The organism is Vibrio sp. B1FLJ16, assembly GCF_905175385.1.
Classification (GTDB): Bacteria; Pseudomonadota; Gammaproteobacteria; order Enterobacterales; family Vibrionaceae; genus Vibrio.
In genome coordinates this window covers 643,716-656,528 of record NZ_HG992750.1, presented here as the reverse complement: position 1 = coordinate 656,528, position 12,813 = coordinate 643,716, and the positions used below count along the sequence as shown (strand labels likewise).

At 41.3% G+C, this 12,813-nt stretch carries 8 protein-coding genes and 4 pseudogenes; 4 read left to right on the top strand and 8 right to left on the bottom strand.

Going from position 1 to position 12,813, the window contains the following annotated elements:
• Positions 1–39: 39 nt before the first annotated feature.
• Positions 40–924 (top strand): annotated as a pseudogene (locus KHN79_RS17025) (IS3 family transposase); the annotation flags it as partial.
• Here the strand turns inward: KHN79_RS17025 and KHN79_RS21770 are convergent.
• The gene (locus KHN79_RS21770; RefSeq protein WP_259345767.1) at positions 921–1,043 is read right to left on the bottom strand and encodes a hypothetical protein; all 123 of its coding nucleotides are present in this window, start codon (positions 1,041–1,043) and stop codon (positions 921–923) included. The pseudogene KHN79_RS17025 and the gene KHN79_RS21770 overlap by 4 nt on opposite strands.
• Positions 1,044–1,129: 86 nt before the next feature.
• Here KHN79_RS21770 and KHN79_RS17020 point away from each other — a divergent pair, with 86 nt between their 5' ends.
• Both KHN79_RS17020 and KHN79_RS17015 read left to right on the top strand, forming a co-directional pair.
• The gene (locus KHN79_RS17020) at positions 1,130–1,270 is read left to right on the top strand and encodes a hypothetical protein (RefSeq protein ID WP_182010142.1); all 141 of its coding nucleotides are present in this window, start codon (positions 1,130–1,132) and stop codon (positions 1,268–1,270) included.
• Between the two features lie 1,325 nt (positions 1,271–2,595).
• The gene (locus tag KHN79_RS17015) at positions 2,596–2,748 is read left to right on the top strand and encodes a hypothetical protein (RefSeq protein ID WP_182010080.1); all 153 of its coding nucleotides are present in this window, start codon (positions 2,596–2,598) and stop codon (positions 2,746–2,748) included.
• Positions 2,749–3,034: 286 nt separating this feature from the next.
• Here the strand turns inward: KHN79_RS17015 and KHN79_RS17010 are convergent.
• The 6 genes and pseudogenes from KHN79_RS17010 to KHN79_RS16985 all read right to left on the bottom strand — a co-directional run.
• Positions 3,035–3,940 (bottom strand): annotated as a pseudogene (locus tag KHN79_RS17010) (IS630 family transposase).
• Between the two features lie 73 nt (positions 3,941–4,013).
• On the bottom strand, positions 4,014–5,309 hold the full coding sequence (locus KHN79_RS17005) for a DUF2235 domain-containing protein (RefSeq protein ID WP_182010081.1): 1,296 nt from the start codon (positions 5,307–5,309) through the stop codon (positions 4,014–4,016).
• A gap of 189 nt (positions 5,310–5,498) precedes the next feature.
• On the bottom strand, positions 5,499–6,596 hold the full coding sequence (locus KHN79_RS17000) for an MBL fold metallo-hydrolase (RefSeq protein WP_182010082.1): 1,098 nt from the start codon (positions 6,594–6,596) through the stop codon (positions 5,499–5,501).
• The gene (locus tag KHN79_RS16995; RefSeq protein WP_182010083.1) at positions 6,589–7,896 is read right to left on the bottom strand and encodes a hypothetical protein; all 1,308 of its coding nucleotides are present in this window, start codon (positions 7,894–7,896) and stop codon (positions 6,589–6,591) included. The genes KHN79_RS17000 and KHN79_RS16995 overlap by 8 nt, the downstream gene beginning before the upstream one ends.
• The gene (locus KHN79_RS16990) at positions 7,893–9,035 is read right to left on the bottom strand and encodes a caspase family protein (RefSeq protein WP_182010084.1); all 1,143 of its coding nucleotides are present in this window, start codon (positions 9,033–9,035) and stop codon (positions 7,893–7,895) included. The genes KHN79_RS16995 and KHN79_RS16990 overlap by 4 nt, the downstream gene beginning before the upstream one ends.
• A 90-nt stretch (positions 9,036–9,125) precedes the next feature.
• A pseudogene (locus KHN79_RS16985) lies at positions 9,126–9,394 on the bottom strand (transposase); the annotation flags it as partial.
• 251 nt (positions 9,395–9,645) lie between these two features.
• Between KHN79_RS16985 and KHN79_RS16980 the strand changes: the two are divergent.
• Positions 9,646–10,675 (top strand): annotated as a pseudogene (locus KHN79_RS16980) (IS110 family transposase).
• A 468-nt stretch (positions 10,676–11,143) separates the two neighbouring features.
• Here KHN79_RS16980 and KHN79_RS16975 read toward each other — a convergent pair.
• Positions 11,144–12,679 carry a hypothetical protein gene (locus KHN79_RS16975; protein ID WP_211907309.1) on the bottom strand — a complete coding sequence of 512 codons (1,536 nt, stop codon included), beginning with the start codon at positions 12,677–12,679 and terminating at the stop codon, positions 11,144–11,146.
• Positions 12,680–12,813: the final 134 nt, after the last annotated feature.

Here is a 12,813-nt window from a genome sequence, read left to right as displayed (position 1 = left end):
ATGCCTAAGTTTTGCAGAGAATGAGTGGATTCCATACATCGCGAGAAATCTAAAGTAAATTGCTATGAATTTATGCTCGAACACCTGCTGTGCTTCAATGTCGTCCGCATGGCTAAGGTGTTCGAGGTTTCACGAAGTGGGTTTTATTACTGGATTAAGCATCGCCACAAGGCAATCCAGCGCGAGGCAATACGCCAACAGTTTGATACAAAAGTCAAAGACGCGTTTGACAATAGTAAAGGTCGTGATGGCTCAAGGCGCATCCAGAAAGATCTGGCTGAGAATGGTGATAACCGTAATGTAAAAACCATTGCCGCCAGTATGATGCGTCAAGGTTTAACGCCGAAAGCGGCACGCAAGTTTAAATGTACGACAGATAGCAAACATAAAATGCCAGTTGCCCCGAACTTATTAGCTCAGAATTTTAACACTGAGTCTCCGAATCAAAAGTGGGCGGGAGATATCACCTATATTGCCACAAGTGAAGGCTGGCTGTATTTGGCTGTAATCATTGATCTTTACTCAAGACAAGTAATCGGCTGGTCAATGGATACCCGAATGACGTCTACACTGGTCAGTGATGCACTATCAATGGCCTTGTTCCGTCGCGGTTTCCCTGAGCAGGTTATCGTTCACAGTGATCGAGGTAGTCAGTATTGTTCAAAAGACTATCGAGACCTAATCACTGCTTATAATCTAAAGCAAAGTATGAGCAGGAAAGGAAATTGCTGGGATAACGCTTGTGTTGAGAGCTTCTTCCATTCAATGAAGGTTGAAGCGATCCAATATGAGCCGATCATGACCAGAGAAGAGATGCGTCAAACTATCTTCGAGTACATAGAAGTTGATTATAACCGGACGAGAAGGCACAGTGCTCTTGGGTATCTAAGCCCAGTTAACTTTGAACAGCAAAATGTCGCTTAATGAAATGTCCAGTCTGGCTGGTGCAGATCACCCCGCCCTAATCCCATCACTCCAACATCAAATAGAGAGAGTATCAACAATACAGAGAAACGATAATAAGCAAGGTATTGGCGCTTCATTAGCTCATGCTCTTGGTAAAAGTATACCAACGTGTTTAATCAAACTTTATGGATGATTACCTTCCCTTCAATGGCTATCTGTAGACATCCGTACTGTTCAAGAATTGCTAGGCCACTCAGGTGTAGCAACGACACAAATCTATACGCATGTAATTGGTGAACACTTCGCTGGTACTGTAAGCCCACTAAATAAAATCTTTGTTACGAAGCACAAGACAAACCCATAGTTTTTGCGATCGATTCGAGTTCACTAAACTGAATTTGAATCTAGCCACTAGAAAACTTAGGTTACATTTTGAGTGGATAGTAGGACTAAGCAAATAGTCTGGCTCACTTTGGGGCAAAAATAATTTAGCCGAGTTGGCTGAATGTGTGATTACTTAACACTTAACTCTCTCCACATTATGTGTGATGGGTAAGAATGGCACACTTTCAGGCTTTCCAGCGTGAAGTGTGCTCCATTGATTAACCTAGTAAAAACAAACAACACATCGCTTATGCGCAGCCAGAAGCTGTTTCGATAAATGATGACGTCGGAGCATTAAGGTGTTCTCTCTTTTAGAGAGCGAAGGGCTTGTTGCATCCTCACTTTAATGTTTTGAACGCTTTCCACCTTTTGTGGAACCGTGGGCGTGTTGCATCCTCGTTCAAACTGGTGGCACAGTCGACAGCTGTATTTGGGCTTATTGCATCCTCCACCAGAGGCTATGTGTTGTCGTTATGCATCAATAAAACACTATGTATTGAGTTGGCATTTGGAATAGCAGCACCGGAACGTTGTCGTCTGCTATCGTACTCAATCACCGAATAGTGCCCGAACTTCTCGATACTTCCAGCGAGAGTGTTCTGGATGGCTTGCCACTCCTAGGCTGAAGCGGCTTTCGGTACTTCGTCTAATTTCTTAACTGAAATTAGACGAAGTGGTGATGTACGTTTAAACATCATTGTATCACTGTCACCTCCCTTTCGACTTAAGGTTCTCTGAAAGCATTTCTGCCTTACCAATTGGCGAGAACATCAGGCTTGAGGTGGGCGATAATTTCTTCATCATGTAAATTCTCCTTTAATTGCAGGTGTGCACAGTATCTAAACGCTATTGCGTTTGCATCTGGTGTAAGGCAACGATAAGGAGAACTGGAATATCTTGAACCAAGAATAATGAGTAACAGCAAAAGAAAGGAATATAGGCTACGAGAAACGATAACCTAAAAACAGGTGCTCATACAGACGTGATCGGCGTAGAGACCGAAAGAAAAATCGGTGGGTCTAACTCTAGAAATTAAACCCACCGATAACGACGTGAGTTGCTCGTGTATACATTGGGTCTCTGTACCAATGAGAAAGGAGCAAACTCTATTTCATACTCCTTATTAACCGTTAGGACGGAAGAACGCCTCATCAGGAGGCATAAGTAGTTACGCCTAACTCTCTCTCATCAATATCCTATTGTGGTTTTTATTTGAACGCTCTGCGCTTGTGGGCGATTGCAAATATGATAGCTTGGTTTTGTAGCGCGCTATTCCATTTCACTCTCACAGTAAGGAGCATTGTTATGCTAATAGAACAACTTCACCTTATCGCTAGACGTAACCGAGACATCATTGAAATCATTGATGAAGAAACTGGCGCGCTGCAAATGTGCTATCCCGCGCAACACTACACAAACGAAGAAGCTTTAGCAGAATTCGAGGCCAAATACCTATAAGGTAAAATGGCAATTGCCATTGAAGCCGTGCTTAAGGAGCAAGGTGTACCTTAAGCACCATTTGCAAATACCAGAACCTTCAAGGCTAAATTTTATCTCGTTGAAAAGAAGAGCGAACTTTTATCAGTCATAAGTCAATGGCTCGTTAAAAATACCGATAAACGTACTTAGAACTAATGAATTTCGCATAGATGCTTTAGCCGTCTATATGCCTAACTTAGATTTATAACGTTTTTCGTTACTCACCTGACAGTTTCTCGTTCCCTGAATTAACGTTTATACCGAATCAACTTGAAGATGCTGGCTTGAGAACCTGAAAATTATCATTAACTCTCGATGTCAAAGAGCCTGCGATCTCTGGAAGAGTCACAGCAAAAAATTGCTCTATCGCAGCCTTGAAGTCCCGTTTCCTTTTGAAGTAAACGTTGTTCCTCGATTGCTCATTCATAACTTTCCATAGCCGCTCTATTGGGTTGAGGTTTGGGCTGTAAGGTGGAAGATAATGCAGTTCAATATTCAGGACAAACGCCGCATCTTTGACTAAGTCACTTCGGTGATATCCCGCACCGTCCAAGATGATATGAAGCTTATGGGCTAAGGGATAACTCTTTCTTAACTCACAGAAAAAGCGAACAATCGATTCACTGTTAATGCTCCCATAGTCGCGAACAATGGTTGCACCAATATCCGAAAGGTTCAGTGCGCCAATAATGTTTAATCGACTGCGATTGCCCGTTGTTTCAATCACTTTATCCTGACCAGTTCGTATCCAGCCATGAGATATTTTTGTTGATAGTGTTGGGTGAACGGCATCAATAAAGACTATCGACTCATCCTTGCCTCAGCTTGTCTTTAGCGCTTCATAAGCCTCTATGAATGCTTGTTGTTTTGCTTCATCAAACTTATGTGGAACGCCTTTCGGTTGCTTGTAGCTAAAACCATTGTGGTGAAGCCATTTGTTCATTCCAGAGACCGTGTAATCAAGTCCAAATGTCTCTTTAACGTAGGCGACAATTTGATGCGTATGAGAATAGGTTTTCTCAGTCAAATGCTCGATTAACTGCATGGTTTGACTCCAGCCTTCAGAAGCCAACAAAACAGCCTTTATACGGTCGCAAACTCGGCTATCACGTTCAATGTCGTGCATTTGTTCGAGTTGTAGTTTCTGCTGAGGAGTCAGTGTAATTTTCATGGTTGGTAGCATGATCCTGATTCTATTGAAAATCAAGCATCTTCAATGATCACAGGTATATAAAGAATTTGTTCTAAAGAATTTGTTCTAAAGAATTAATTTTAAGTTCTTCGAAAAGATTTCTTAACTTTTCTTTTTGCGATTCATCCATCGCTTTCTCCTTTTGTTTTTCCCAAATTGACAGGCAATAACTAAAAGGGTTTTCTATTGATTTAATAAGTTTGATGATGTTTTCAGGACGATAAAACTCAATTAAATTCTTATGAATCAATTCGCCTTTGCTGTTTCGTTTACTCGGGTCAGAAAGCATTCTCTCTATGACTGAAACATCAATTGTAATACTTTCATTATCAATCTTAATTTCCCTTTTCCCATCCTTAAATCTAAGACCGTCCAAAACGTAGTAAAACAGAGTTTTGGACTTATATAATTTATCTTTAGGATACGCTCTATATTTATTGGTGAATGACCTATCAAACTCCACCCCTAATGTACCCGCTTTATCCAACATATATTGAAAACTACAGTTAGCTAATCCATCGTTGACATAGCCGCCGCCAATATTTGAGTGAACACCAGGAAAGTATCTTTGTTCCATCACTTGTTCAGTTGAAGTCACATCAGACCAAATCTCAGGTTTAAAGTCTGCCCGTCTTTCATCAACTGAGATTGCATGGTAGATATGTTTGATGCAGTTAGGGGGGACTTCATCAATTAAATACCGTTTGCGGCCATAATTAATAGTTTTTGAGCCCAACGAAAATACAGTATCCCATACCCCCAACATTGAAATTGATATTTCGTTCAAGCTGGAAATCCGCTTTCTAGCTGGTTTGTCCGCAGGATTGTTTATTTCATTGATTACACCTTTTGCAGGCTTTTTACCCTCGGTGCGAAGATACTCCCTAAAAATGATAGGAATATAGTAAACGTCTTTTTTAGATGGGATGCCGCCAAGCCAGTCTATAAATTTACACAGAACCCGGGCAGTAGCGGCACCGCGACTAAAACCAAAAATAAAAATTTCGTCTGGCTCTTTAGATGCACTCTTTTTTGAATAATTGTTAATGAGGAAAGTGAGAGTATCTTCGATATTGGTCTCAAAACCTGCCCCCCAACCACCTCCCAAGCCTTTATCTATCTTGTTAAGGGTACTGTTTGCAAAACCCGGATATTGCGTTCTCCCACCTACACCGGTGTTATAATAAACCACCTGATATACACCCGATTCATCAATGGGCAACACGCCTCTAGCAAGTTTAAGTACATTGGTAGGTTTAAGGACGGAATCTCCGTCATCCCGTTCAGACTCTGTGTAAGTATTATTCCAAGTCCCATCCAGACATAAAATTATTCTCTTCTGGGTCATTGCTCCCCCTCTTCATGTATCTTTTTGGCTATGTTCCCTTTAAGTGTTGCTAACTTTATGAAAGGTTATAAATCAGTAGGTTACAACAGAAATTCTAAACGATGGTTTTAACGTTAATCATCGCAAACTCAGGTGGTTAGAGTTTCAGATGAAATACTAACCACAGTTAAGGGGAACATAGCGATCTTTTTAATCAATGAGTAATGAGTAAAAACCGTCTTCATCATGCTCTGGATACTTTGTATGGTACCCATATTCTTTTTTGTAATATCGTTTGTCCCAATGCTTGTTGTGCTGAGTGTTGTAGTTAAAATGCAATGTAAGGCCTGGAGTACCGAATTTAATTATTCTGGCAATTGCCTCGTCGTTGGGGTGCTTGAAATAGTTGCCATTGGTAGAAATCAAAAAGTTTTTGCATTCAACCAATGATAATAACTCTTTTGAGATATTAGCTTTGCTACCATGATGCGAAACTTTAAATGCATCCAGTTTTAGCTTGTTAGCTTCGCTGAATCCCAATGCTTTTATTTCATCAACAAGGACATCTTCATGAGCATCGCCCGCAAATAAAACGCGTTTGTTATCATAGTCCAAAACAAACGCAATACTTGAACCATTGGGCACTGCACTATCACCTTTAAAAGGTTTTGTCGCAAGTTCATCAATATCTAATATGTCGAAAGACTCTACGTCATCATTTAAGGCTTCGTAATCTTCAACTCCAAACCCCGGCACTAGACCTGCCTTTTCACATTCTCGCTCCCACGTATTCTTCAGAGCACTAAGCTTTTCATTAGTGGGCGACAACAAACTTATGCTTAGTCCAGACAAATGTATTGAATCAGTAGCGTTTTCAACCTTTACTGACTTACCTTGAAAACTGCTGTTCCACGGCCAACCTTTTTTCAAGATTGACGTACTAAGATATTCACCCATTTTGACTGAAAAAGACTCCACGTCATCTTCGTCAATTTCGTCGCTTAACGACTTGTCTTCCAAGTGCAAATAAGTGTTGAACCACACTTCTTTTACAGTTAAATCTATCTCAGTATCTGTCAGTAGTTTTTGCATACCATCAATATGATCTCTGTCCACATGTGAGACAACCAAAAGTTCTAATTGCTTTATATTTCGTGCGGTTAACGTTTGCTTTAGGGCATGTTCATAGGTCCAGGCTCTACCAGCGTCAATCAATACGTGCTTGTGGCTGCTGCCATCACCATACTCTACAATTAAGCAATCACCTTCTTTCGCTGGTAACATAGAAACGTTAATAAATTTAGTCATTACCCGCCCCTGACAAAACGTTATTGACCTGCGTAGTCGATGTTATCGTCAAAGAACTAAAAATGCTTTTAGCATCCATTCGGCTTGCAATAATATCAAGATGAGGAATCACGTCTTTCGCTTGCGACTCGTCTTCGTTTGCAAAGAAGTGCATCACATCAAGCAATAGCTCGATGCCGAAAGAGAAATAAGGTAAGCCATGGTTATATGCATCAATAGCCGCATTATAGGCTTCATCTCTATCGCCGACTTTGAATTGCGTAAACAGAGCCGCTTTTAAAATTGCCCCGTCCGGTAGCCACTTGAACCTATTGCTAAGGTTGTTAATCCAGTCGCACCATCTAGGTATTTCATCCCCAAAGGAGTCCCTTTTGTAGCTCTGAAACAGTAAGTAACCGTTAAGTGCCGCTGCTATCGGCGAGCTAATCTTTTCATACAGCATTTTTTCTGCTTGTAATAAATTTGCGCCTCGAAAGCTCGCACCTTGACGCAAATATCCCAACGCGCCATTTATGGTTGGATGCTGTACAGAAACAGACAAATCAAAATCATACGAAGTGGGTGAAAATAACAATTCGATTGGAATCACCCAGCCGTGATAATGCCAAGGAAATGGAATAAGTATCCATTTAAGGCTTGATTTTGTTCGGACAATTAAAAGTGGGCGTTGAGACTTCTCACAAAAAGGGGTAAAGTCCAAAAAATCCCCATGAAAAACGAAAAACTGCGCCCCATCAATTACCTTTTTAGGAAAAACTTGTTTTTTTATAGTTAGCTTGCACAAGTCTAGAGCCTTATCCGGCTCTCCCAGTATTAGTTTACTGCAAAACTCATACTGAGAATCATATCCATGCATAATCTCCTTCAAGTCTGCGATGTAAACTCTTAGTGAAGGAGCAGGAACGCCGTCAATAAATTCACCTTGGAGCCTTCGGTGCAAGTGAAAGTTTGACTCCCCCAGAATCTGAGCTTGCCAAGGTGACGCTTCTCTTTTTCCCTTGTCAGGCAAATAAATCTCTAAGGGACCTTCGTCGTTACCATCATATGCGAAAATTTCATTGATGATGTCGCCATCAGGAAGGTTCAATTGAAGCAAGTACTCCCCAGGTCCTTTTGCATCAGGCACATCCATAAAAAATGGGTCGTTATTTGCGTAATCCTGAATGGGCAGTATCACATCTGTAATAAACTTTCTCTTACTCTTTTGATTTTCTAACGAATAAAGCGTGCCCATAACTCTATTTGGTGACGTTGAGTTTGCTCCGACAAGCTGAGTACGAATCGCAACTTCCTTTTTCATGGCGATACCCACACGTTAACTTTTTTATAGGGAGGACTTATATAGACACCATCACACTGCCCAGTGCTGGCGCTAATAAATGCCTTAAAGTCGTATTGACCTGGTATTTTAAATATTTCCCACCACTCAGGAGTTAAAATATTTCTAAAATCAGTCACTTTACCATTACTTAAGCACTCCATTTTTGCTTTATCATTATCTTGTCCATTGTTACAACATACTAGTACATGCGCTTCAGGCTCATCATCCAAAATATGGAAGTAAAACATGCTAAACTTGGCCTGAGGTAGTAGGTCGTGATCGGGATTTCGATGATTTATACTAAAGTGTATCGACTTGAACAGATCGGTTGTAGAAATTCTCCAACGACCATCAGCTTCTCGGTTGTCACTTCCTCCTCCCCTTAAGCCGCGAATAAGAGCGTCAGTAAAAAAGCTCACTTGATCTTTTTTACTATAAGCTTTTTCGCCCTCCACTGTTGCGTAATAGATAGCTGGTTGAACATTACTTTGATAGGCTCGGTTGATGTTGGAGGAAACCATTGGCAGGCCCGCTTGTTGGGTATTTTTTGCAATATGGGCAGTATTTCTACATGCATCAACAAAATATAATTGCCTACTGGCTGCACAAGTCTTCATTCCTCGCTCAAAGCTCTTAAAGTCAATAGCTCCGTCCATTGGGTTAAGTTTATCCCTGCCATAATCACTAAGCAGTAATGACTGACTACCTAATCCGTTACTTACTCCATGACCACAAAAATAAAAGAGTGTCATGTCTTCTTCATTTTTGTCAGATTTTTGGAACCACTCTGATATTGCACTTTTGACGTTTGTGGAGTCAGCTAGCTCAGGTACTAAAGTGGTTATTTTAGGATGTTGGAATTGCTTTGGATTCGCTTCCGTGATTAGTAATGACAATGAAGCTAAAGGGTACTCGTCATCATAGTCATCATAGTCATCATACGACTTACAATCCAATAGCCAACTAGCAATGGCTCTAGCAGAGTGAGCAGGTGATGAAAGGTCATTAAGTACTACTTCTGCATCTGGATACCACTCAACACCGATGATAATGGCGTGCATAACAGACCTGCCTGAAGCCATTAAATTTTGATCTTCGAATATTGTAAAAGTCGCCATTTCTCCTCCCAATGGAGTTGTTGATCAAATCAGTCAAGGGGCGCAGTCATCGTACGGAGCTTACCTGTTAGTTTCGAACAGGCACACAGCCCTATTCTGCAATACTTTATGACACTTTTTAGTGTCGTAAGCGCCGTCTGCTGATACTGAATGAACCTCTTTGAGAAGTGGATTAATTAAGGCTGGGAGGGCTTCACTGTCACCAACATTAACGAAACGAGGCTTACTTCTACGTTAATAACATCATGGGTATCGACATCAACTGCAAGGTGCAGTTTACGCCAAGCCCTATGATTTTCTACCCAATGCTTTTTAACTTTCCATTTGCCTTCCCCAAAGACTTTCAGACCTGTTGAATCACACGGGTTCAGATCGCAGGGTTGAGGAAAGGTTCAACTAATTTAGTCAACAACTTTAGTCAACAACGCCACTCCCCACTAGCACCAACTACCTTGTAACCCTGATCAGAATAAACCTGATGCTTTTATAAAACCTATATTCAAACTGTAGATTTTGCAAATTGAGTGGCTTTGATGTGATGGGCGCACCGCCCTTCTAGCGTCGTTGTACCAAACTAATGGTGCAACCAGTGAGAACAGGAGTAACGAGCATGTCTATTAAAGTTGTCGGCATCGATATAGCCAAAAATCTCTTCCAAGTATATGTATTGAGTACTGATGGACAAATTTTGTCAAACCGAAAAGTTAATCGTGATAGGCTTATCGATACTGTCCGTCAAGTATCAGAGCAAACTGCTCTTGCGATGGAGTCATGCGCAACTTCAAATCATTGGGGCAGAATATTTCAGGAGCTAGGCTTTAGAGTAGCACTGATACCCGCCCAACACGTAAAAGCATTTGTTAGGCGGCAAAAAACGACGCCAATGATGCGAGAGCTATTTGCGAAGCCTTTTCTAGACCCGACATTCATTTTGTTCCTGTTAAGTCTGTTGAGCAACAAGACCTCAAAGCGATACGCAGCGTCCGTAAACGTTTGGTGGAGAACAGATCTTGCTAATCAGATAAGAGGGTTGGCCGTTGAGTACGGAGTTGTCTTCCCGCTGTCTGCTAAAGCACTACGGAGTCATTTACCGCTAGCGATTGAAGATGCAGAAAATGAGCTTTCTCCTGTAATGAGGAACTTACTGCAAACACTATACTGTGAATTTGTCAGTGTCAGCGAAAGTATAGGTGAAATTACTCAGGAAATAGCGTTATTGAGTCAGCGAAGCCCAAGGTATGAAGCTATTCGGAGTATTCCTGGTTTCGGCCCGATTTTAACAGCGGCATTGATTAGTGAAGTAGGCACTGGTAAACAATTCCCAAAATGGTCGGCAGTTCTCAGCGTGGTGTGGACTGGTTCCGAAACAAAATAGTACAGGAGGCAAAAGTAACCTCGATTCGTTATCGAAAACAGGTAATCGTGAATTAAGGGTATTACTCATTCATGGGGCTTGAGCGGTAGTCCGATGTGGCGCGAGTAAAACAGACGCAATGGGAGGTTGGTTGAGGGGATTAATTGCACGCCGTGGCAAAGCAAAAGCTATTGTCGCTTTAGCAAACAAACTTGTCCGTGTGGCTTGGCGTATCTTAGCGAAGAATAGCGAATACGATATCAATCAAGCATTTAATCCCGTTTGAGGAAATACAAGTAAGTTCAAGGTGTAGCTCCCTACCAGTAACTGAGTTTGTAATATCTGATGAAGAAACGGTGAGCCATCCTTACTACACTCTGATTACGCAACAAAGCCCTTGTTAATTGCAAAAATCCCTAGATAATCTAATATCAATCTGGTTAGTCAACTTTTCGGTCATTCGGTGGTAGCGAATTGATAAAAACACTAATAATCAGTTAATTATATGTATCGAGATGATTTTTCTAGGGTTCAAATCCCTATCTCTCCGCCACATTTAGAAAGCCCGTTGAGAAATCAACGGGCTTTCGTCGTTTATGCGCGCTAAAAAATCAATGGGATTTGTTAAATCCCTAGTCGGTCGCGACCCCGACTCTACGCCACATATAGTAAAACGGCCGCTAAGAAATTAGCGGCCTTTTTCGTTCCGAAACAACTATGAATCTATTTCAGTAATTATTTGTCTCTGGGATGCCTACATCATTTTTCGCATAGAATTTTGCACCATATCGTCTTGCTCCTGTGGCAATACCTCTTCAAATGCAAATTCTCTGTGGATCGCCTTAACCCATTTCCGGGCACGGCGAGTAAGATCACGGTCATCGGTTTGCATTCTACCTCTACTCACCAAAATGCCTAAATCCGCCCCGAGATAACTGTAATCTCCTACTCCGTAAACGCGCATATAAAATGCGTCGTTTTGGCTTGAGACGTTAGTCCAGTCAATTGAGTCGCGAACAAACTTGATATCACTATTCTCGGACATAGTCCAAATACCGGTTTTGGGGGCTTTAGTAATTCGCTTAACCTTATCGTCAGTACTTTTAAGTACCAGTTGCGTCCAGCTATCATAATCAGCCCAACGTTGTTGGATTTTCTCAATATCGATCTCAAAGTCGACATCCATGAACTCTAATAAGTGAAACAGCATAAGCGGTGCGCCGCCGTACTTGGACGTGACCAGGTTTGTCAGAGGACTCGCACCACTTAGACGCGGATTAATTTCACCTAGATAAACTTTGCCATCATCAGTATCAACCAGATAATCAAAACAAAAAGTACCGCGATATCCCGTCTCATATAATTTGTCACCCATGCGTTTAACCATGGAGATAATTTGGCTACGGATTTCTCCCTGCAATAAGTCTGGGAAAATATCATTGCCACACCAGCCTCCGCCATAAGGAGTCAGCTCTTTATAACCGGTAATGTCAGTTTGAAGCGGTCCAACTAAGGTCCCACAACGTGTCGCAACCGCTTCTACTGTCCCGGGGATGTGGTTGATGTATTTCATGATCTTTAGTGTTTCATCAACAATATTATCTTGGTGTTTATTCCAGTCCGCTTCACTATTAATAAAGAAAGTCGTCTTACCGGAATCACCATATGGAGTTTGCACCACAAGCTTCGTTCCGAGACCATTCTTTCTCGCTACGGTCATCAACTCTTTAAAGCTTGAGACTTCAATGTCATATACGTTAGGGGCACTAGGAACGTTGGCCTCGTTGGCTAAACGAGTTGTAACGATTTTGGAATCTAAATATTTTCGTAGCTCATGACTGGGTAAAGCGATTTCCATATCGAGTTCTTTGGCAAGTTGCTCAGTCGTCTCGTCAAACATGACGGTAAGAATCTTTCCTTTTGAACCTTTTCGCTCAAACATATCAATGCTGTCTTTATGGCTCACCAGGTAGTTCACCAGATCTTCCATTGATTCAAAATCCCGAGGTTGCTCCATTTTTGGATTCAATACTCGGAAATGTCCACCATCAAATGAATCAAAGTGGGTAATATAATTGAACGCATTAATCCACTGACCTAAACCTAATATATTATAAGCAGTAGGTGAGATAAAATATATCGGCGTATCATTATCACGGAAGAATCGATAAATATCCGTCATTCCCTTCAATTTCGTTTGTTCTTTATCACTGCTTACTGACAAATTTGGCGTAACTTGTTTAGAATTACCTCTTATTCTTTTGGATAATTCCTTCATTGTTTCCAACATTTCCATCGTCCTTAATGTAGAAAATTAACATCGCTTGTAATGAGTAGCAGTAATACAGACAGCTTACTCGTTAACTGAAACTTGGTTATGGGGGTAACCTAAGAATTTCGTATTCTTCCCCGTAGCGGGGAATA